Annotated in this window: 19 protein-coding genes; all 19 read left to right on the top strand. The window is 37.6% G+C overall.

Annotated elements, in window-relative coordinates; all coding sequences use genetic code 11:
- The first annotated feature begins 29 nt into the window (after positions 1-29).
- Positions 30-1,502: a glycoside hydrolase family 99-like domain-containing protein gene (locus tag FXF36_RS09035; RefSeq protein WP_151623443.1), complete on the top strand. Its 1,473-nt coding sequence runs from the start codon at positions 30-32 to the stop codon at positions 1,500-1,502.
- Positions 1,492-2,661 carry a GNAT family N-acetyltransferase gene (locus FXF36_RS09030; protein WP_151623442.1) on the top strand — a complete coding sequence of 390 codons (1,170 nt, stop codon included), beginning with the start codon at positions 1,492-1,494 and terminating at the stop codon, positions 2,659-2,661. The genes FXF36_RS09035 and FXF36_RS09030 overlap by 11 nt, the downstream gene beginning before the upstream one ends.
- A complete protein-coding gene (locus FXF36_RS09025) occupies positions 2,639-3,604 on the top strand; it encodes a hypothetical protein (RefSeq protein ID WP_151623441.1) in 966 nt (321 codons plus the stop codon). Before FXF36_RS09030 ends, FXF36_RS09025 begins: the two co-directional genes overlap by 23 nt.
- Before the next feature lie 21 nt (positions 3,605-3,625).
- Positions 3,626-4,675, top strand: coding sequence for a PIG-L deacetylase family protein (locus FXF36_RS09020; protein ID WP_151623440.1), 1,050 nt, complete (start codon positions 3,626-3,628; stop codon positions 4,673-4,675).
- On the top strand, positions 4,672-5,676 hold the full coding sequence (locus FXF36_RS09015; RefSeq protein WP_151623439.1) for a stealth family protein: 1,005 nt from the start codon (positions 4,672-4,674) through the stop codon (positions 5,674-5,676). The genes FXF36_RS09020 and FXF36_RS09015 overlap by 4 nt, the downstream gene beginning before the upstream one ends.
- A gap of 14 nt (positions 5,677-5,690) precedes the next feature.
- Positions 5,691-7,709: a hypothetical protein gene (locus FXF36_RS09010; protein ID WP_167511342.1), complete on the top strand. Its 2,019-nt coding sequence runs from the start codon at positions 5,691-5,693 to the stop codon at positions 7,707-7,709.
- A gap of 211 nt (positions 7,710-7,920) precedes the next feature.
- Positions 7,921-9,339 (top strand): AAA family ATPase, encoded by a 1,419-nt coding sequence (locus FXF36_RS09005; RefSeq protein WP_151623437.1) that lies wholly within the window; start codon positions 7,921-7,923, stop codon positions 9,337-9,339.
- 114 nt (positions 9,340-9,453) lie between these two features.
- A complete protein-coding gene (locus FXF36_RS09000) occupies positions 9,454-10,701 on the top strand; it encodes a helix-turn-helix domain-containing protein (protein WP_151623436.1) in 1,248 nt (415 codons plus the stop codon).
- Positions 10,683-11,039, top strand: a complete 357-nt coding sequence (locus tag FXF36_RS08995) for a hypothetical protein (RefSeq protein ID WP_151623435.1) — start codon at positions 10,683-10,685, stop codon at positions 11,037-11,039. The genes FXF36_RS09000 and FXF36_RS08995 overlap by 19 nt, the downstream gene beginning before the upstream one ends.
- A gap of 205 nt (positions 11,040-11,244) precedes the next feature.
- The gene (locus FXF36_RS08990; RefSeq protein ID WP_151623434.1) at positions 11,245-12,828 is read left to right on the top strand and encodes a glucose-6-phosphate isomerase; all 1,584 of its coding nucleotides are present in this window, start codon (positions 11,245-11,247) and stop codon (positions 12,826-12,828) included.
- Positions 12,829-13,013: 185 nt separating this feature from the next.
- On the top strand, positions 13,014-13,718 hold the full coding sequence (locus FXF36_RS08985) for a hypothetical protein (RefSeq protein WP_151623433.1): 705 nt from the start codon (positions 13,014-13,016) through the stop codon (positions 13,716-13,718).
- Positions 13,719-13,720: 2 nt separating this feature from the next.
- Entirely contained in the window at positions 13,721-14,350 is a 630-nt protein-coding gene (locus FXF36_RS08980) for a DUF624 domain-containing protein (protein WP_151623432.1), read from the top strand.
- A gap of 48 nt (positions 14,351-14,398) precedes the next feature.
- Positions 14,399-14,650, top strand: a complete 252-nt coding sequence (locus FXF36_RS16930; protein ID WP_151623431.1) for a cysteine-rich small domain-containing protein — start codon at positions 14,399-14,401, stop codon at positions 14,648-14,650.
- Positions 14,651-14,665: 15 nt separating this feature from the next.
- Positions 14,666-15,805 carry a cation diffusion facilitator family transporter gene (locus FXF36_RS08970; RefSeq protein WP_151623430.1) on the top strand — a complete coding sequence of 380 codons (1,140 nt, stop codon included), beginning with the start codon at positions 14,666-14,668 and terminating at the stop codon, positions 15,803-15,805.
- A 159-nt stretch (positions 15,806-15,964) separates the two neighbouring features.
- Positions 15,965-17,467, top strand: coding sequence for a nicotinate phosphoribosyltransferase (locus FXF36_RS08965; RefSeq protein WP_151623429.1), 1,503 nt, complete (start codon positions 15,965-15,967; stop codon positions 17,465-17,467).
- Positions 17,468-18,160 (top strand): class I SAM-dependent methyltransferase, encoded by a 693-nt coding sequence (locus FXF36_RS08960; RefSeq protein ID WP_151623428.1) that lies wholly within the window; start codon positions 17,468-17,470, stop codon positions 18,158-18,160.
- An 80-nt stretch (positions 18,161-18,240) separates the two neighbouring features.
- Entirely contained in the window at positions 18,241-19,614 is a 1,374-nt protein-coding gene (locus FXF36_RS08955) for a PDC sensor domain-containing protein (protein WP_151623427.1), read from the top strand.
- A gap of 148 nt (positions 19,615-19,762) precedes the next feature.
- Positions 19,763-20,752 carry a LacI family DNA-binding transcriptional regulator gene (locus FXF36_RS08950; RefSeq protein WP_151623426.1) on the top strand — a complete coding sequence of 330 codons (990 nt, stop codon included), beginning with the start codon at positions 19,763-19,765 and terminating at the stop codon, positions 20,750-20,752.
- 153 nt (positions 20,753-20,905) lie between these two features.
- The gene (locus FXF36_RS08945) at positions 20,906-22,207 is read left to right on the top strand and encodes an extracellular solute-binding protein (RefSeq protein ID WP_151623425.1); all 1,302 of its coding nucleotides are present in this window, start codon (positions 20,906-20,908) and stop codon (positions 22,205-22,207) included.
- Positions 22,208-22,244 lie beyond the last annotated feature (37 nt).

Genomic DNA, 22,244 nt, shown 5'->3' with positions numbered 1-22,244 from the left:
TAAGGATTACTATGTCGGGGTAAATGATTATGTTAAAAGTAATATCAATGTATCTCCCTCAGTTTCATGAGATAAAAGAGAATAATGAATGGTGGGGGGAAGGATACACTGAATGGACAGCAGTAAAGGGGGCAAAACAGTATTTTGATGGTCATTATCAGCCTCATGTACCATTAAACAAGAATTATTATAATTTACTAGACAAAAAGACAATGAGTTGGCAGGCTGAGTTGATGAAAAAATATAATGTTTATGGTCAGAGTTTTTATCATTACTATTTTGAAGATGGAAGAAAAATATTGGAAAAACCAGCAGAAAATTTATTGCAGTGGAAGGATATTGATATGCCATTTTGCTTTACATGGGCTAATGAAAGTTGGATTAGAACTTGGAGTGCTATAAATGGAGTTTGCTGGAATTCAAATATTGAAGAACGTCCTAAGGGTGATGGAATATTATTGAAACAAAACTACGGGGAAAAGAAAGAGTGGATAGATCATTTTAATTATCTTTTAGATTTTTTTAAAGATGAAAGATATATAAAAATAGATAATAAACCATTGTTTATTGTCTATAAACCATTGGATATATATTGTATAGATGAAATGTCATTAGTTTGGGAAAAATTAGCGGTAGAAAATGGTTTTAGTGGCATTTATTTTGTTGGAGTTAATGCCTCGTTCAAAGCAGCATCTGCTATATTACTTCTCGAATCAAATAATGTTGGATTATATTTGGATAAAATCACTCAATATGAGCAAGTTTGTGAACAGATAGTTACAAGTGCAGCGATTGCTGAAGAAAAAGTATTATTTTGTGGAACACCAGGATATGATGATAGCCCACGTAGAGGTAAAAGAGGTTCTATATTTAAGGATAGTACGCCAGAATTATTCTATGAGCAAATGAAAAATCTATCATACATTAGTAAACTAAAGAATAATGAGTTTTTGTTTGTTAATGCATGGAATGAATGGGGGGAAGGAATGTATCTTGAACCTGATGAAATATATGAATATCAGTATCTAGATGCATTAAAAAGAGGAGTTATTGATGGTAATAATCTAGATAATGAAGGAATAGAAAAATGCAAAAGAATAGTAGAAAAAGGTAAGAGCATTAGAATAAAAAAACAAGATGACAGAATTAAACAATTAAAATTCTATGAAGGTATATATGAGAAATTATTGAAAGGATATGAGAAAAATCACACATTTGCAACTATACTAATGGATTTAAATGTAAAAAGTGCTGCGATATACGGTCTAGGGAATATCGGAAGACATATAATAGCAGAATTAAAAGGCACAGAAATCGAAATAGCATATGGAATAGATAAAGATGCAACAGAAATTAATACTGGATTCTTTGTATACACAATTGATGATGTTTTACCGGAAGTTGATATAGTTATAGTAACAACTCCCAAGGCAGATTTTGAAAAATTGAAGAAAAAAAAGTGTAAGTATATGACGATAGAAGAACTGATGAATGTTGTTTAATATTGGTGAGAAGGTCATGCGGGAAATAGTATTTGACTCAGACAATTTAATATATAACAGATTGGATTTGATATATATTGATGATGTAAATGATACATATATTATTCATGAAGGTATAAAATACAAATTTCAATACCATATTGATGGCGCGGTTGCAGAAATAAATGTGTGGGGAAAATATTTTCCGCAAAGTGTTTTTGAAAAGTTTATTGAGACTATTTTTGATGCAGAAAAAAATATATCCTCAATAGATGTAAGATCTGCATTGAATGACTATCATAATCAGCTTATTTTACATGGCGATATGATGATAAGATTGCCAAGTTCGTCAGATGAATTATTGAATAGATTAGGAAGTAAAGGAAAACATACATTAAAAAGGAAGAGAAGAATTTTAAAGGAGTGTTTTAAAGAATTTTGTATTAAAAATGTAGATAAAATAGAGCCGTCAGATGTGGAGACATATTTTCTTTGGAAGAAGTGTACACATGGTACCGAATACAATTTATCTCCAGATGAATATTTAAAAAAATATCACGTAACAAATGCAATCAAATTATTGGGAGATAATGAATTAGTAGCAATTCTATTTTATTGTAAATATAAAGACGTGGTGTATTTTGAAAATTTTAGTTACAACACGGAATACAAGAAGTGCTCGCCAGGATTTTTAGTATATTCATATTTCCTTGAGGAAATGACCAATGATGGTGTAAAGTATGTTTTCTTGGGAAAAAGTGGATTGGATTATAAGAGGAGATTTTATGCGGAGGAGAGGAATTGCTATTCTGGTAAAATATATAGAGATAGTTTTTTTGATAGTGTAAAAACTTTTTTTGATACTAATAGAGTTAAAAATATAGTAATTTACGGCTTTGGGGTATGCGGGAAGGAGTTTTTACAAGCAAATAAACATATTGGTGTAAATATTATTTGCGCAATTGATAGAGCACTCAATGGGGATGGTTCGGTCAAAGTGATTTCACCAGATGATGTTTGGCCGAATGTTGATGCAATAATAGTTACTATGAATTCATACAATAAGGATATAGAAAATATCTTAGACAAAAAGGGTACGAAATACTTTTATTGGATAGATATAAAACAAAAAGTATTGGAAAAAATGGGAGAGAAATATGAAGAGAACACAACGTCATAAACACATATTGAACGATTTATATTTGTATATTGAAGAACTAAAACAAAAAGCAATTAAAGAGAAAAAAGAGTTTATTATATGGGGGTATGCAAAGGGCGGAGCTTTTATAAAATGGTTACTGGAAGCAGAGGATAATAACGCTAATGTTGCATATATCATAGACGATAGATGTGATTTAGTTATTGGTGGTAGTCCATCAATGTACAGATCGACATTATTTAACTATATAGATAATAAAAAATATATAGTTTTATCGACTATATTAGATTTTTCTCTTGTACAAAAAACTTTAGATATGTATGGATACAAGAAAAATGATAACCTATATGATATTAGACATGAAATAGGAGTAAGCTATATAGATTTCTTACAGATTAATAATATGGAAATTGATTTTGGTAACACAACAGCTAATGATAGACCAGATATTTATGTTGGAACTGATAACAGCATAAGCACTCCTTTTGATACAATTTCGGTAGACGAAGTATTTCAGACTATAAAGAACTTAGATAAAAATGTAAATCTATTTGATTATGGCTGCGGGAAAGGGCAAATTCTTTTTGATGCCTATATTAATGGAATTGATAATTTGGCTGGAATAGAATTAGTTGAGGAAATAGTAATTAAGGCTAGAAAAAACATGGAGATACTTGGTATTCCTGCGGTCATATATAATGAGGATGCTACTATATTTTCTGATATAGACAATTATAATGTGTTTTTTCTAAATAATCCATTTGTGGGAAATGTATTTAAATCTGTAATCAGTCAGATTGAAGATAGTGTAACTAGATGCCCAAGGAATACATTTATAGTTTACCTAAACCCAAGATGTCATACGGAAATAATTAAAAATGGAGTTTTTAAGATGTATGAACAGAAATATATTGCTTGTGGGGATCCAATTATGAATATCTACGTAGCGAATGGTAAGAGCTGATTGGATGTTTTTAGGGGGAGTATGAAAGAACTAGTCATAGATAAACAAGATAAAATCCTAATAATCGCTCCACATCCAGATGATGAAAGTATAGGATGTGGCGGATTGTTATTAAAATATGGAAACCAATGTGATGTAGTTTGTCTAACCGATGGTAGACAAGGCCAAGGGGATGTTACGCCTTGTAGGCTTGCGAAGATTCGTAAATACGAATTTGTGGAAGCAATGAAGAATGTTGGTTTAAAGAATTATAAAATGCTAAATATTGAAGATGGGACTTTGTGCGCCCATCTTTTTTGTTTAAATGATATTGATATATCAATTTACACAAAGATTTTTGTAACAGGTAGAAGCGATAATCATCCAGATCATACAGCTTCATTAGTGTGTCTTATGAATGCAATTGAAATGCAAAATATCGAACAAAAAGAGATTTACGAATATGAGGTGCATCATAGCGTTAGCGGAGCTACGCATTACCTAGATATTACTGATGTGATAGAGAAAAAGTCGATATTAATAGGTATTTACAAGAGCCAAATTAAAAATTTTCCATTTGATAAAAAGATTTTGGAAATGAATTTAAAAAACGGTAATGAAGAGTATTATTTCGAAAACTATAAAAGAATCAATATAAAAACAGTTGATGCGAATATATGTATTGAGCGTGAATTGGAAAAATCTAGAGAATTTTATTGGATTTACACTAGATGGATGAATTTAATACAAAACGGAAGATGTATAAAAGAATATTTTAAGGAGGATAACAAGCTAGAAATAATTATATATGGGTATAAAGAAATAGGAAAATTGCTTGAGCGCGAGATGATAAATGAAGGGTGTACCATTAATTATGTAATTGATAATAGCAAGAAAGTAAAAGATGATTATCCACAAAAAGAAATAATATCTGCGGAAGAATCAACAAAATATAAGTGCTTTGACAACGCCGTAATTGTAACTGCAACTTTTTATTACAAGGATATTGAAGAGACTCTTGAAAAATTAGGGTATACAAATATTCATTCGTTGAAAAGAATATTAGAGGAATTAGAGAGTGGTGAAATATGAATAAACCGATAGATATAGTTATTCCTTGGGTAGATGAAAAAGATAAAAAATGGCAGAGCGAAAAAAACAAGTACGCAAAACAGGATGGAATAGAGTTCTCAAATGTAAGATTTCAAAGTTGGGATAATTTGCATTTGTGGTTTAGAGCAATTGAAAAGTGTATGCCATGGGTAAATAAGGTCTTTTTAATTACATGTGGACAAACTCCAGAATTTCTTAATACCGAGAATAATAAGATTCGATTAGTAAGACATGATGAGTATATTCCATCAGAGTATTTGCCAACTTTTAATTCTAATACAATAGAGATGAATATACATCGCATAGAGGATCTATCTGAGAATTTTATTTTATTCAGTGATGATGTTTTTCCACTTAAGGAGATTGATGAAGAATATTACTTCAAGAATGATTTGGTATGTGATGAAGCAGTTGAAAATATAATCACAACAACATCCTTTGGTGCGGTATCTCGTGCTACTCGCTATGCACAAGTTAATAACATGTTTATCATTAATAAATATTTTCATAAGAGAGAGGTTCAAGAAAAAAACTGGGAAAAGTGGTATTGCGAGGATTATGGAGATAGATTGGAACGCACAAAAGCTTGTGCTTATTGGTATGATTTTCCAGGATTTTATGATCCACATATGGCCAATGCAATGAAAAAGTCTACCTTAAAAAAATTGTGGGGACTCGAACCTGAAGCGCTAGATGCTGGCTCTAAAGATAGATTTAGGGGTTCGGCAGATGTGACACAATATTTAATCAGATATTGGCAGCTATGTGAGGGAAATTTTATGCCTAGAAGAACTCAAGGCAAGGTTTTTTTCCCGACTATAGAAACATACAATGAAGTAATTGATGCAATTAATAATAGGTTGTATCCGATGATTAGTTTCAATGAAAATTGTACGCCTGAAGAGTTCGAAATAATAAAAAGAGACATTAATGCTACTTTAGAAAAAAAGTTTCCGCTAAAATCTGCTTTTGAAAAATAAGGAGCAAAATGATTGTGCTAGATGACATTAAGAACAAAACAATAGCTTTATATGGTTTAGGCACTGAAACAGAAAGGCTCATTTCCAGGTGGGGAAGTGGGCCTAAAATAGTTGGCCTTTTAGACGGATTTAAGGAGTCCGGGGAAGCCTTTGGATATCCGATAATTAGTTTACAACAAGCGATTGATTTAAGTGTAGAGGCAATTATAGTAGTGGCACGGCCAGGCTCGTGTAAAGTGATTGCTAAAAGAATAAAGGAAGTATGTGTAAACAATGGAATACTTGTATATGATATTCGAGGAAATGACTTATTAACTGAAACAAAGGCCGTATATGATTTTAAAGGTTTTAACGTATATACGAAGGAGAGATTATATAAGGAAATTGATCAAGCGGATGTTATAAGTTTTGATTTGTTTGATACATTATTTGCAAGAAAAACTCTATATTACACTGATGTATTTGAAATGGTTCAAGCAAAGCTAGAAGAACAAGGAGTTTTTATTCCAGATTTTTTAAATCTTCGATTAGCAGCTGAAAAAGAACTATCTAGTGATGAAGCACCAAAGATTAAACAGATATATAATTGGGTGATTAATCAGCAGAAAGATATTAAGGTAACAGCGGATGAGTTGGCTGATTTAGAGTGGAATTTGGATAAGTCAGTTATGTATCCTCGAGATGGAATGTCTCAATTAATAGGTAAAATAGCATCTCTGGGTAAGACTATTATAGTTACCACAGATACATACTATAGTCTAGAGCAAATAGAGGAAGTTTTACTACTAATGGGATTTTCGTATATAGATAAAGTGTATGTCTCTAGTGAGTTTAACGTTGCTAAAGCTTCTGGATTATTTGAGATAGTGAAGAAAGACTATCATAATCTAAAAATTTTACATATAGGTGATGATGAATATGTAGATGCTGAAAAGGCAACTGAGTATGGTATAAATCATTATCGTTTATACAATGCAAAAGAATTATTTGATAATGTAGGTGAACTAAGCCTTGAAAAAAATGTAAAAACGTTTTCCGATAGGGTTAAGGTTGGACTTGCTCTTTCTAGAATATTTTCTGATCCATTCTTGTTTGAAAATAAAGATTTAAGATTGTCTATAAAAGACGCGAAAGATATAGGATATTTTATCTGTGGTCCAATGGTTTTAGATTTTGCACTATGGTTTAAAGATAAGCTAAAAGAAATTGGAGCAGAAAATGTTCTATTATGTGCGCGTGATGGATATTTAATAAATGAAATACTTCATAGAATTGATTCGAAATCATTATCGGTATATTTCTTGACTTCGCGTACATCTGCTATACGTGCAGGCATAAAAAATGAAGATGACATAGCTTATGTCGACAGCATGAAGTTTTTTGGAAGCCAAGAAGAAAGTTTACTTGCACGATTTGGCATAAGTTTAAATGAAGGTGAGGATAGAAATGCAGCAATTATTAATAAGGCAAAATTCCAAAGATTGAATTATCAAAAATATATATCAAAGCTAAATCTTAGCGATGGCACAACTGCTGTGTTTGACTTTGTCGCAAAAGGAACAACTCAATTGTTCCTCCAAAAGATAATGAAACAACAACTTAAGGGGCTATATTTCCTACAGCTAGAGCCGGAATTTATGGCTGATAAAGGAGTGGAAATTGAGTCATTTTATACGGAGGAGGAGCGAGATAAGAGTGTAATATTTGATAATTATTACATCTTAGAAACAATACTCACATCACCAATGCCATCGGTGGATGAATTTGACGAGTGTGGTAATCCTGTATATGCAAAAGAAACTAGAAGCCCTGAGAATATTAAATGTGTCCAGAAAATGCAGCAGGGCATAATAGAATATGTAGAAGATTATCTTGAAATTGTACCAAAAGAGTTGCGTATAATTAATAAGCAATTAGACGAAGGGTTATTATCTCTAATAGGAAAATTACAAATAGATGATGAAGATTTTAAAAGACTTGTTGTTGAAGACACATTTTTTGGAAGGATGACAGATATTAAGGATGTGCTATAGTTTATTGAAGTCGAAGACGTACATATTGACGGGTCCTCAAAAGGCGTTTATAAAATAAAAACAAAATTTCAACCCATTCAACTCCGCTTAATCTCCACGTATAACGAGATTAAGCGGAGTTGAAGTGCATTTTCGGTTGAAGTGGATAAAAAATGGTGCTAGAATTAGCTTAAAGACATTAAAATAATGAGATTAAGCGGAGTTGAACGATATGATAATTGGAAGAAAACAAGAAATCGATATTCTAAACAGTACAATTCAGGATGATTATTCTCATTTTGTAGCCATTTACGGACGTAGAAGAATAGGAAAGACTTTCCTTATAAGAGAAGTCTTTAATTATAGGTTTACATTTCAGCATTCAGGATTATCTGAGGGTGGATTGAAGGAACAACTCTTTGCATTTGAGGCTTCAATAAGGGATGCTGGAGGAAATCCAACAAAAAAACGCAAGAATTGGCTAGAAGCATTTGAAGATTTAAAGGATGTAATTCGTTCGTCATCTGAGAAAAAGAAGATTATCTTTATTGATGAGCTATCATGGATGGATACGCAGAACAGTGATTTGATGGTGGCTTTGGAAAATTTCTGGAATGGATGGGCGTCAGCGCGAAGAGATGTTGTTCTTATTGTGTGCGCATCCGCTACTTCTTGGATGTTATCAAAGGTAGTGCACAACAAAGGTGGGCTTTATAACAGATTGACGGAGCAGATACATCTGGAAAGCTTTTCTTTGGCTGAGTGCGAAGAATATGTCAAGTCAAAAGGAATGGCTTTTACGAGAAACCAGATTTTACATTATTACATGGTTTTTGGAGGAATACCTTTTTATTGGGGATTTCTCGAGAAAGGCTTAAGTATCCAGCAGAATATTGATAAGATTCTTTTTGCTAAAAATGCACCCTTGGCGGATGAATTCAAATATTTATATGCGTCTATTTTTAAAAATCCCGAAAACTACATCAAAATAATCAGTACACTGGCAACTAAGAAGGTTGGTATGACCCGTGAGGAAATAATAGGGAATTCTGGTCTTGCAAATTCGGGAGAATTGACGACTAGACTCGAAGAGTTGGAAAGCTGTGGATTCATAAGAAAATATGATGCATACGGTATGAAGAAGAAAAATGCTGTATATCAGCTCATTGATAACTATACATTGTTTTATTATCAGTTTCTTTTTGACAAACCAACAGATGAGCATTTCTGGACAAATCTAATAAATACGCCTTTAATAAATACTTGGCAAGGATTAGCTTTTGAAAGAGTTTGCTTGGAGCATGTAAATCAGATGAAGCAAAAGCTTGGAATTTCAGGTGTCCAGACAGAAGTGAATTCTTGGTATTGCAAGGCAGATGAAGCTAAAGGAATTAAAGGTTCACAGATTGATTTACTGATTGTAAGGAAAGATCAGGTAATTAATTTATGCGAAATGAAGTATTCAAATTCCGATTACACTGTATCAGCAGATGTGGATTCTGACATAAGGGGAAAAATTCAAGATTTTCAGAAGGCAACAAAGACTAAATATGCGATTTATCCTACATTGGTTACTACTTATGGGATGGTAAATAATAGCTATTCAGGAAATATTCAAGCTGTGATTACTTTAGATGATTTGTTTATCTAATTCCTTTTGCGGAAAGTCCCAGGGGGCAGCTCAAATTTCATTCAGTATGTCAACTAATTAAAATATTGACAGAGTGCTTGCTATTTAACATAATAACCATATGGAGGATTCATTATGTCAAATGAACGAAACGCAGGGCGCAAACCAAAAATTTCAGATGAGCAGTTTGATGCAATCATTTCTCGCCATGAATTAGGTGAGAGTATTGCGAGCCTTGCAGCAGAATATGGTGTGTCTAGGCAGGCGCTTCACAAACGAATAAAAGAATCGAATCAACAACCTCTTAAAATAGACTGGTGTGTAAATGATGAGAATGTCTCTTCCATAACAGTTGACTTACAACATAGAGCTGTTGTGTTAGCAAATTATGCTGTTCAAATATCAAAGCTTCCATTTGGATTTAATATGAATCCAACGTGGCAGGATATGATCAAGATGCTTGAAGAGAAGTATTTAATTCAGGTAGGAGTAGATGAACCTGGCGTGTATCTTTTTACAGATGGTGAGAAAACATTCAATCCATCAGTAATACCAGAATTACAAATCAAATCAAATGATGAACTTCCAGAATTCGCATTTACGAAGAAAGATATTCTTCTAACCAGAACTGACACAGATGGATTCCAGATGAAAGCCCTGACCTATGGACGTTCACTTTTTGTGAAATCACAGGCTATAATGGCTAGTATTGCAATGAGAGATTGGGCGGTGGAGATTATTGCTAGTGATATTGCTAACCAGTTAGGTATTCCTTGTGTTCAGCAAAAACACTGCATTTTTGCATATGGCGGCAGGAAGTTTGATGCAGTGTATTCTTCGAATTTTGAATTAGATGGATATACGTTTTTATCATTTGAATCATTACTGGAAGAAAAACATATATCTACTAAGGACGACTTCTTTTTAAAAATGAATTCCATTGAAAAGCTAAAATGGTGTGCCAAGCAGTTATCAGAAATGGGGAATATCCCATATGAGGAATCCGAAAAGTATATGCTGAATCTATCGGTATTAGATTGCTTGGTTGGTAATGTGGATAGGCATACACGAAACTTCGGTTTATTTTTTAATTCAATAAATGGAGAATACCAGATACCACTAATTTTTGATAATGGAATGGGCCTATTTGAACACGATTATTATCGCGATAATTATCATACGTTCGAAGAAGCCATGAACAATGTGTATGTATCGCCATATGGCGAGGATCCTTTTGACTTTTTAGAAATATTGAATAGAGAATATAAGGTTAAAGAGATATATAAGGGAGTGAATGAAATCAAATATATTGATATTTTAAACACCCCATTTGCTAAAGAATATGAAAGGAGGATGTCGGAATTATGGCAGAAGTTAGATTAATAAATAATCTAAAAGGAGTTTTATATTTTTTGGACACCCCTCTTATGGATTTTGAAATAAAAGATCGTGAGCTAATAAAAGCTACAGACTTAAACAATGGCAAGCTTTACCCATGGGAACTGGCAAAGCTTGGCATATCATATGGGAGCTTCGTTAAATTCTTCCAGCGCCGGACTATGCGAGAAGGATGCATGTTTTATCAGGAGCATCTTAGAGCACTAGGCATGGATAAAATGGATTTTGATCTTTATATAAAGAAAAACAATGGAAACAACCACTTAGATAATTACTGGGTGAAGTTTGAAGATTTTGGAGCGAAGAAATTTGTTGAGCTCTAACTAATCATGCCCCACATTTTGGTGCAGCACGCCAAGCAGCGAAATAAAGCACTGTATGAAGTACCAGCCCCAGAAAGGAATATGAATTTGTTGTGAAATTGTGAAAAACCTTTCCCATTCCTTGAAAACCGCCCTTATTTAGTATAAACTTTTCACTGAAATCGTTTTCGTTGATTTTTTGTTTATATACAAAGGAGTAATAACAATGGTAGCATGGAAGAATTTTGATCAGCTCGAAGCTTATGGCAAGCTTCAGGGCCTCAAGAATCAGGTTGAGCTTAAGTCTGTTATGGCTGGAGCAAACGGAGCAAAGAGAGTTGCAGAGTATTCAGTGCCTATGTCAAACGGCATGTCTTACAACTTCGCTGCAAAGCAGGTTGATGATACAGTTCTTGACGCACTTCAGGAGCTTGCTGATGAGGCACAGCTCACAGACAAGTACTCAGCACTTTTCAACGGGGAAGTTATCAACACTGGAGAGAAGAGATTAGTTCTTCACCAGCTTACACGTGGTCAGCTTGGCAGTGATGTTATGGCTGATGGGGTTAATAAGAGAGAGTTTTATGTAAAGCAGCAGGAGCGTATCGCTGAGTTTGCAAACAAGGTTCACGCAGGTGAAATCGTAAACGAAAAGGGCGAGAAGTTCACAACAGCTGTTCAGATTGGTATTGGTGGTTCAGACCTTGGCCCTCGTGCTATGTATCTTGCACTTGAGAACTGGGCAAAGGTTAATAATACTTTCAAGATGGAGGCTCGCTTCATTTCAAACGTTGACCCAGACGATGCTGCTTCAGTTCTTGCTGGCGTTGATGTTGCTCATTCTATATTCATTCTCGTTTCTAAGTCAGGTACAACACTTGAGACACTTACAAACGAGTCATTTGTTAAGGATGCCCTTGCAAAGGCAGGCCTCGATGCTAGTAAGCACATGATTGCTGTTACATCTGAGACATCACCTCTTGCAAAGTCAGCTGATTACCTTGACGCATTCTTCATGGATGATTACATCGGTGGCCGTTACTCATCTACATCTTCAGTAGGTGGCGCAGTTCTTTCACTTGCATTTGGTCCAGATGTATTTGCTCGTTTCCTTAATGGTGCTGCAGATGAGGATAAGCTTTCTCGCAACGTTGATGTTCGCAAGAACCCAGCTATGCTTGATGCCCTTATCGGTGTATATGAGCGCAATGTTCTCGGCTTCGAGACAACAGCTGTTCTTCCATACTCACAGGGCCTTAGCCGTTTCCCTGCTCATTTACAGCAGCTTGATATGGAGTCAAACGGCAAGAGCGTTAACCGTTTTGGTGAGCCTGTTGACTATGTTACAGGCCCAGTTATCTTTGGTGAGCCAGGAACAAACGGACAGCACAGCTTCTACCAGCTCCTTCACCAGGGAACAAACATCATTCCACTTCAGTTTGTTGGCTTCAAGAAGAGTCAGATGGCAACAGATGTTGTTATTGAGGATAGCACTTCACAGCAGAAGCTTTGCGCAAACGTAGCAGCTCAGATTATGGCTTTCGCTTGCGGTAAGGATGATGATAATAGAAACAAGTACTTCGAGGGTAACCGCCCATCATCAATCATCGTTGGTGAGCAGCTCACACCTGAGACACTTGGTGCACTTCTTGCACACTTTGAGAACAAGGTTATGTTCCAGGGCTTTGTATGGAACCTTAACTCATTCGATCAGGAAGGTGTTCAGCTTGGTAAGACACTTGCAAAGAAGGTACTTTCTGGCGATACTTCGGATGCTCTTGCAGCATACGCAAAGTTGCTCGCAATCTAGGCGTACGATACTTATAAAATGTTTATAAATTTTGGCTACTTCATATTGAAGTAGCCTTTTTTTTTCATGTAGGATTATTCATAGTTTGAAAATAGCTGTAGCCTACAATTTCTAAGTGCTCTTTGTAAGCACATATAGTGCGACAAAGAGTATCTTAGGATTGTAGGTGTAACAGCGGGAGATGCATGATGGAAAAATATATAGATAATGAACAAGAATCAGTAAACAAGACTTTTAAAGGGGAAAAGAAAAAGCTCTCCCAGATGACATTTGGGCAGAAGCTGGAATACATCTTTGAGTACTATAAGGTGCATATGATAATTGCATTGATAGTGTTAATTGTCCTCGGCTGGTGCATCCACCATGCCATGACCTACGTTCAGTACAAGTTCTACGGAATGGTCATTAATTCGGACCAGTACAGTACCGAGGTTGAGGCACAGATGCACGATATTCTTGGTATGGAAAAGCATGACGGATTTAGCATCACTGCGGATCTTTACACAGACGACACTGCAAACATGGGTGGCTATGGCAACAAGCTTGATATCTATGTAATGGCAGGACAGATGGATTTTGCATTTGCTGATGAAGAAGGCGTGGAGCACATGGTGCAGCTTGGCGCCATCAGGGATATCAAGGACACCGCTCCTGCAGATATTTTGAAATTATGGCAGGACCAGGGCAGACTTTACAACATGGAGGTCACTGACGATGACGGAGTGACCGGAAGCTATGATGTTGCAGTGGATATCAGTGATAGCCCTATACATGAATATTTTGGGTTGGATGAGAACACCAAATATTTGATGGTGGCTGACTTGAGTGGAAGCGAAGAATACTTAGAGAGATTTTATGAATTATTATATAAGTTGGAGATAGGAGAATAGTTTTGGGAAGATTTTTTAACAGCAGATTTTTTGAAGGAATTACAAAGGTTACAGATATCCTTATCATAGGATTTTATTTCATGATATGCTCGATACCTTTGGTTACAATTGGCGCCAGTGCAACAGCGCTGTATTATGCTACAAATAAGTGTATTTTCAAGGGCCGTGGATATACTACAGCATTCTTTCATTCCTTCAAGGAAAATTTCAAGCAGTCTACATTGTCATGGCTGATTTTCATAATTATTTTTGGAATATTGAGCGGCGATATCTATATCACTAGAACTATGGTTAGTCCTGATAGCCCATTTGCAGCAGCATCAATTTTCTTTATGGTGCTCTTTGTGCTCACAATTGTTTGGGCAATTTATCATTTTGCTTATATTGCCCGCTTCTCAAATGGATTCAAGGCATCCTTTAAGATTTCAGCAATGTTCATGATATTGAATTTTGGCTGGAGCATTGTACTTTTGGGAGAAGTAGTTGTGCTTCTGTTACTCATTTACCGCTTCCCAATCTTCCTTTTGTTCTCACCTGGAATGATTTCATGCGCAATACATCCAGTTCTTGAGCGAGTATTTCGCAAGTATATGAGTCCAGAGGATATAAAGAAGGATCAGGAGCAGTACTAATACGAAAAATACCATGTAAGACAGTCAAAGTAAGAGTATAATAGTCTCATGGATAATTATAAGTTTTTTCAAAACAAAGAATGTGAATATTTCCCATGCCACAAGACTGCACATCCAGAGGATTTCAATTGCCTGTTTTGCTACTGCCCACTATATCATTTAGAGGATAAATGCGGCGGCAATTTTACCTATACTGAATCAGGAGTCAAGTCTTGTGTGAATTGCTTGCGCCCACATGTCAGGGGCAATTACGATGATATTATTAAAGCCATTAAGGAAAGCAGAACAAAAGACAATTAATTGAGAGGTGGCTGTATGAAAAATAGAAATATGAACGTGGCGGACGCGGTGGAGAACCGTGACAAGGTTATTATTCAAACAAGTGTAATTGGAATAATTGCAAATTTATTTTTAGCGGGCTTCAAGGCTTTGGTTGGCATAATGTCAAATTCCATCGCTATTATTTTGGATGCGGTAAACAATTTGTCAGATGCGCTTTCGTCGGTTATCACTATTGTGGGCACAAAGCTTGCAGGTAAGATGCCGGACAAAAAACATCCATTGGGCCATGGTCGTGTGGAATATTTGAGTGCACTGCTTGTTGCGGCAATCATTATTTATGCAGGTCTCACATCACTGAATGAATCGATTCTGAAAATCATTCATCCAGAAAAAGCTGAGTATACAAGCCTGACTCTTATTGTGCTGGTTGTGGCTATCATCGTGAAATTTTTCCTTGGAAGATTTGTGAAGTCCACAGGTGAAAAGGTTAATTCTAGTGCGCTTATAGCATCTGGTGCAGATGCCAGCTTTGATGCTATTATTTCTATTTCTGTTCTAGCGTCAGCAATTATTTATATTGTGTTTGGAATCTCCCTTGAAGCATGGGTTGGAATTGCTATTTCAATCTACATTGTGAAGGCTGGTTGGGAGATGATGTCCGATACTCTGGACGATATTTTGGGACGTCGTCCAGACAGGGAGCTTTCTATTGGAATCAAGAGACTGATTTGTGAGGAGCCAGAAGTTCGCGGCGCCTATGACCTGGTGCTTAATAACTATGGACCAAACAAGTATCTTGGTTCAGTTCATGTGGAGCTTCCGGATGTGATGACAGTAGAGGATGTTGACAATCTTACCAGACGCATCCAGCAAAAGGTCTTCCAGGAGACAGGAGTCGTGCTAACAGGAGTTGGCGTATACTCCTACAACACTAAGAATGACGAGGCTGCACAGATTCGAAACAGAGTATTGGAACTTGTGAAGGCACACGAGTGGGCTCTTCAGCTTCATGGCTTCTACGTAGATACACAGAAGAAAGAGATGCGCTTCGACGTAGTCTTCAGCTTCGATATCTCTCACGTGGAAGGCACGGAAATAATCTATCGCGAAGTTTTAAACGAATATCCGGAGTATACGATTCAGATTGCTGCGGATGTGGATATCACAGATTAATTCGTGAAAATAAAGACATGCCAGTAGATAGACTAAATTGGCTAGTAGCTATCTAGCTCTTGGTATTACTCAAGCGAAACATTCTAAGTTGAGCGGAGTAATACCAAGGCTTGAGAGCGTAACTAGCCTCTCAGCCTATAGTACTGGCAAGGAGGATATATGAAACAGACGCAAGATAAAGCCAGAAATTTGACTATGATGATGGACGAGTATGAGCTTACAATGGCGAATGCTTACTTCAACGATCCTACAATTGACCCAAAGACCAGGGTCAGCTTTGATGTATTCTATAGAGTTAACCCAGATGGCGGTGGCTTTGCCATCTTTGCTGGTCTTCAGCAGATAAAGGATTATCTTTTGAATATGCACTTCACAGATGAGGATATTGAGTATCTCAGAAGTGTAGGTCATTTCACAGAGGATTTTTTAGAGTATTTGAAGAACTTTAAGTTCACAGGTGATGTGGATGCTTTCCCAGAGGGAACAATTATGTATCCAAACGAGCCAATCATCACAGTGACAGCCCCAATCATCGAGGCTCAGCTAGTGGAGACAGAGATTTTGGCACAGGTAAATCATCAGTCACTTATTGCTACAAAGGCAAGCCGAATCGTAAGAGCAGCCCAGGGTCGAGCAGTATCTGATTTTGGTGCACGTCGCGCTCACAACAATGATGCTGCGATTTATGGTGCGAGAGCAGCCTACATTGGAGGTGCAGCTGGCACTGCTACAGTTTCTGCAGGTCAGTACTTCAACATTCCAATCGGTGGAACAATGGCCCACAGCTATGTTATGTACTTCACAAGCGATGACAATGATTATCGTACTTCTGAGCTTACAGCCTTCAGAAGCTTTGCAAAGAGCTATCCAAACAATTGCATCCTTTTGGTTGACACCTACAACGTTCTCAAATCAGGTGTTCCAAATGCGATTAAGGTTTTCCAGGAGATGAAGGATGCGGGCATCCAGTCAAAGAGTTTTGGTATCCGAATCGACTCAGGTGACTTGGCATATCTTACGAAGAAAGCTAGAAAGATGCTTGATGATGCAGGCTTCACAGAAGCAAAAATCATCGTAAGCAATTCACTGGATGAATATACCATCACCTCTATTCTTCAGCAGGGTGGGCAGGTTAATTCATTTGGTGTTGGCGAGCGTCTCATTACAGCAAAGTCTGAGCCGGTTTTTGGCGCAGTTTACAAGCTTTGCGCAGTAACTGATGCAAAGACTGGTGAGACAATTCCAAAAATCAAGATTTCTGAGACTGTTGAAAAGATTACCAACCCAGGTCTCAAGGATGTATACCGTATCAAGGATGAAAACGGAAGAGCCGTTGCAGATATGCTTGCAATTAAGGGTGAAAAGGTGGATATGTCTGTAGAAGGCGGCTATCGTTTCGTAGACCCAGAACAGCCATGGAAGAGCACTCATATCTTCGAAAATTGTACTGCTGAGCTTTTGCAGCAGCCACTCATTAGAGATGGAAAAGCAGCAACTCCAGACGAGGATATGCAGACAATCAGAGCCAGAGTTCAGGAGCAGCTTACTACAAGCGTATGGCTTGAGGAGCAGCGTTTTGAAAATCCACACAAGCACTATCTTGATATGACACCTGATTATTACAACATGAAGATGGAACTCCTTCGCAAAGAGGATAAATAATTGATATCAGAATCGAAAATTAATGAATATAATACAAAGCTTGCAAAGTTAGAACTAGCCCTTGAGTCAACAGACCAAGGGCTTTGTCTTACTGATGGGAAGCTTCAAATAATGGCAGATTTCAGGGAGATGCTGCCTCGCTTAAAGCAGAGCAATCTTCAAAGGGAAATGCTTGTGAAGGCGGCCCGTATCAAGGGGCAGGAAATGCCTCAGACTCTTGTTGATGCTACGGCGGGTTTTGGTGAGGATTCTTTAATTCTTGCAGCAGCAGGTTTTGAAGTTCGTCTATACGAATTCGACGAGATTATTGCAGTATTGCTTCAGGATTGTCTGGATCGAGCAAAAGATATTCCGGAACTGAAGGATGCAGTTTCAAGGATGACCCTATGCTGTCAGGACAGTGTAGAGGCAATGAAGAAGCTTGATTTCAAACCGGACATTGTGTTGCTAGACCCAATGTTCCCAGCAAGGCAGAAGAGCGCCTTGATTAAAAAGAAATTCCAACTGATTCAAAGATTGGAAAGCCCATGCTCCACTGAGGAGGAGCTTTTAGATGCTGCAATAGCAGCCGACCCAAAGAGAATTGTTATCAAGCGTCCATTAAAGGGACCTTATTTGGCGGAACGTAAACCTAGCTATAGCTTAGAGGGCAAGGCTATACGGTATGACTGCTTTGTTTTCGCTAGAAAATAATAGTTTTTTCACAGAATTCTCCAATTTATGTATTAGTATATGATTAATATAATGTCTATTAATACCTTGGAGGGAATTCAATGGGTTTTAATTCTTGGAACTCGATAAGGCATAAGGTGTCCAGGAGGGTTGTAGTAGCCCTGTTGGTTACTGTGTTTGCTCTATCTGTGGTTAATTTGATATATATGACCAGACGTGTCCAAAATGAGCAGGAGGTTGAGCTGAATCTAGTGGCCTATGTTAGTGCTCATCAGATTGACGAATGGGTTGTGGAGCTGGAAGGCGTCACGAATGGTATTGCAGACAGCCTGTCAGGAATGGAAAGTCTGGATGAGCAGGTAATTCGTAAAATAATCAACAAGGTGGCTGAACGCAGACCAGACCTGTATTTCGTATATGTGGGTACCGAAGAGGGCAATATGTACATGGCAAGAGGTGTGCGGTTCGCAGAAGGTGTAGATGTTCGTGAACGTGGTTGGTACAAGCAGGCTAAGGCAGCAGGCCATACTATTGTTACAGACCCATATGTAAGTGCCACCAGAAACGATGTTATGATGGCCACTGTTTCGACCCCGATTTATTTTGGGTCGAAGATGGTTGGCGTAGTTGGTGTAGATGCTGATGTTTCAACTATCGGTGAGGTGGTTAAAGAGCTGGACTTCAAAGATGGCGCGTATGGTTTTTTGACAGACTCCGCAGGCAATATTGTTGCCCACAAAAACGATGAGTACAATCCAACTGTTAATGGATTGACAAATATAGTAGAGACAATCCCAGAAATTAAGAAGATTATTGATGCACCTGGAAGTAGCCTCGTTTCTGCACCAGATTATACGGGTTCAACAATGATTTATAGTACTGCAAGACTTGATGCCTGCAACTGGGTTGTAGGAGTTGCTTATCCAGCAAAGGTTGTTGCCAGAATAGTTGATCGTGGAATTCGTATCTGTCTTTTTACTGCATTTATATGCATTTTCTTAGCAGCAGGCGACATGACAGTGGCAATAAAGAAAATCCTTCTTCCAATCGACAATATTAACCCAGTTCTGGATAGATTAATGGTGGGAGATTTATCTAAGGGAATCGCTATTACAGACCAGGATGATGAGCTTGGATTGCTTCAACAGAAGATGTCATTGCTGGTAAGAAGGCTTCAGGAAATTATTGGAGAACAGAAATATGTTCTCGGTGAAATGGAAAAAGGAAATCTTGTTGTAGAAGATATTGAACAGCTCCCAGGTGATTTGGCTGAGATTTCAAATTCAGTTAATTCTATCAAGGCAACCTTTAATGATATTATTGCGGATATTCAATTTTCTGCTATCAATCTCCAAAGCTTTGCTATGGGCGCAGATGAGACTACAGATATTGAACAGATGAGAATGCTGTTCGAGGAGCTTTCTGCTGAGGCTAATGCCTTAATGGAAAAAACATCAAAATTTATCACAAAATAAGTAATATGGGAATTAAAGAGTCTCCACAAAATATGGAGGCTCTTTTTGTATGCTTTTCACGAAATGAGCGCAACCGATTGCAAAGCGCAACTGGTTGTGCTAATTTTTTTATGAATGAGAAACCACCTGTTGGTGGGTGAGGTGAAAAATGGCACATACATTAGATTCAATTGCACAAGAGTTAGGTCTGAGTAAGACCACAGTTAGCCGAGCTATATCTGGTAAGGGACGTATCTCTGAAGAAACCAGAAGGAAGGTTAATGATTATATAAAGAAAATTAACTACAGACCAAGCGCTGTAGCTCGTTCTTTAGCTGCAAATCGCACATTTAACGTGGGGCTTGTTGTTCCAGCAGATTCTGCTCTTGGAGAGATGCCTTATTTCCAGACTCTTATGACAGGAGTCTGCGATCGCGCTATGGATTATGATTATGATGTGCTTATTATCCTTGCGGATAATGATGGTATAACACCTCTTAAGCATGCGGTACAAAACCGCAAAATTGATGCGGTTATCGTCAGCCGCTGCGAACGTGATTCAAAAGTTAATGCGTTCCTGAAGCAGGCAAATATTCCATACGTAATCATGGGAAATCCTCAGGATGAAGGGGTTTTGTTTGTGGACAATGACAATGAGGGCGCTGCAACCAGAATGATTGAGACCCTCATTGATAAGGGAATTCATAAGATGGCCCTTATTGGCGGTGGCGAGAATATTAATGTAACAATCAGCCGATTGGAAGGCTACAGAAAAGGCTTTAAAAATCGCGGTATGACTGCTGATGAAAGCCTTATATTCTTAAACATGCATAAAAGTGAGCGATTGGATACTGTTATCAAAAATGTAATGGAGGACGAAGTGGAGTGTATTGTCTGTATGGATGATATGCTTTGCAACTCTGTGCTCAATTGCTTACATAATCAGGGGGTTTCAGTGCCTGGAGATGTAAAGCTTTGCTCATTTTATGACTCAAATCTTTTATTAAATTCCAAGCCATCTATAACCAGCCTTTATTTTGACGCTAAAAAGCTGGGAGCAAGTGGTTTGGAGCTCTTAATGCGCAACTTAGACGGTGAAAACGTCGCAAGTCAGACACTTACAGACTTTAATATTCAAATGCGAGACAGCACAACTTAGCAAATATTTATAAAAAGAGTAGACAATACTTGTTAAAATTGATTAGTTGACTTAAAACGGACACAAGTATAGGATTATGTATGTAGAACAACCGGTTGCACAGGGAAGCAACCTGGGAGTATAAATATCACATGAAAAAATGGAGGATTTATCATGAAGAGAAAGTTAGTTTCAGCGCTTCTTGTTTCTACAATGGCAGTTTCAGCTTTCGTAGGATGTGGCGCAGCAGCTGAGGACACAGCAGCAGACACAACAACAGAGACAGTATCTGAGGATGCTACAGCAAGTGATACAGCATCTACAGAGGATGCAATTGCAAATCTTATCGCTGCAACAGAGGGTACAGTAAACATCGATCTTTGGTGCTCAGAGACAGAAGAGTATCAGACAGTTATGAAGAAGCTTTGCGATGATTTCGCAGCTCAGTATCCAGATGTAGATTTCAACATCACACTTGGTGCTGTTTCAGAAGCTGATATGAAGGACAGAGTGCTTGAGGATGTTGAGGCAGCAGCTGATGTATTCGTATTCCCAGATGATCAGCTCGAAGCACTTGTTAAGGCAGGCGCTCTTAACGAGGTAGCAGCTCAGTATACATACGATATGAACGAGACAGATACTCCAGCAACAGTTGAGGCTGCTCAGTATGATGGAAAGCAGTATGGCTACCCATTCACAGCTTCTAACGGATATTTCTTATACTATGATAAGAATCAGTTATCAGATGAGGATGTAGCTTCTTGGGAAGCTCTTACAGCTAAGGCTGATGAGCTTGGCAAGGAAGTTGGTTGCGAAGTCGCAAACGGCTGGTACTTATACGGATGGTTCAAAGGTGCAGGATGTGACCTTTCAGAGAACGAAGATACATCAAACAACTGTGACTGGAACTCAGAGACAGGTCTTGCAGCAGCTGAGTCAATTCAGTCAATTGCTTCTGCTAAGTCATTCAAGAGCTATGGTAACGATGACCTTCTTGCAAACCTTGCAGATGGTAAGGTAGTAGCTTATGTATCTGGTACATGGAATGTTAACGCATTCTCAGATGCTTACGGTGATGGATATGCAGCAACAAAGCTTCCTACATTCCAGGTTAACGGCGAAGACAAGCAGATGGCTTCTTACTCAGGATACAAGTTCGTAGGTGTTAACGCATACGCTGAGAACACAGGTTGGTCAATGCTTCTTGCTGAGTACCTCACAAACGCAACTTCTCAGGAAGCTGTATACGAGGCAACAGGTGAGGGTCCTTCAAACACAGAGGCACTTGCAAAGGCTTCTTCTCCAGCACTTGATGCTCTTGCAGCTCAGTCAGCATTCGCAGAGCTTCAGAGAGTTGGCGGAAAGTACTGGGATCCAGCTTCTTCACTTGGAAAGAACATTCTTGAGGGCAAGGTAAGCCAGGCTGTTCTTGACGATGCAGTAGCAGGTATTACACAGGCTCCAGACGCTGAATAAGCAAGTTTTAACCCCCTAATAAATAACTCACTAACAC

Source organism: Pseudobutyrivibrio xylanivorans, from assembly GCF_008935055.1.
In the GTDB taxonomy this organism is placed as follows: Bacteria; Bacillota; Clostridia; order Lachnospirales; family Lachnospiraceae; genus Pseudobutyrivibrio; species Pseudobutyrivibrio xylanivorans_A.
Note: the sequence above shows the minus strand (reverse complement) of the source record. Positions and strands in the feature narration are given on the sequence as shown.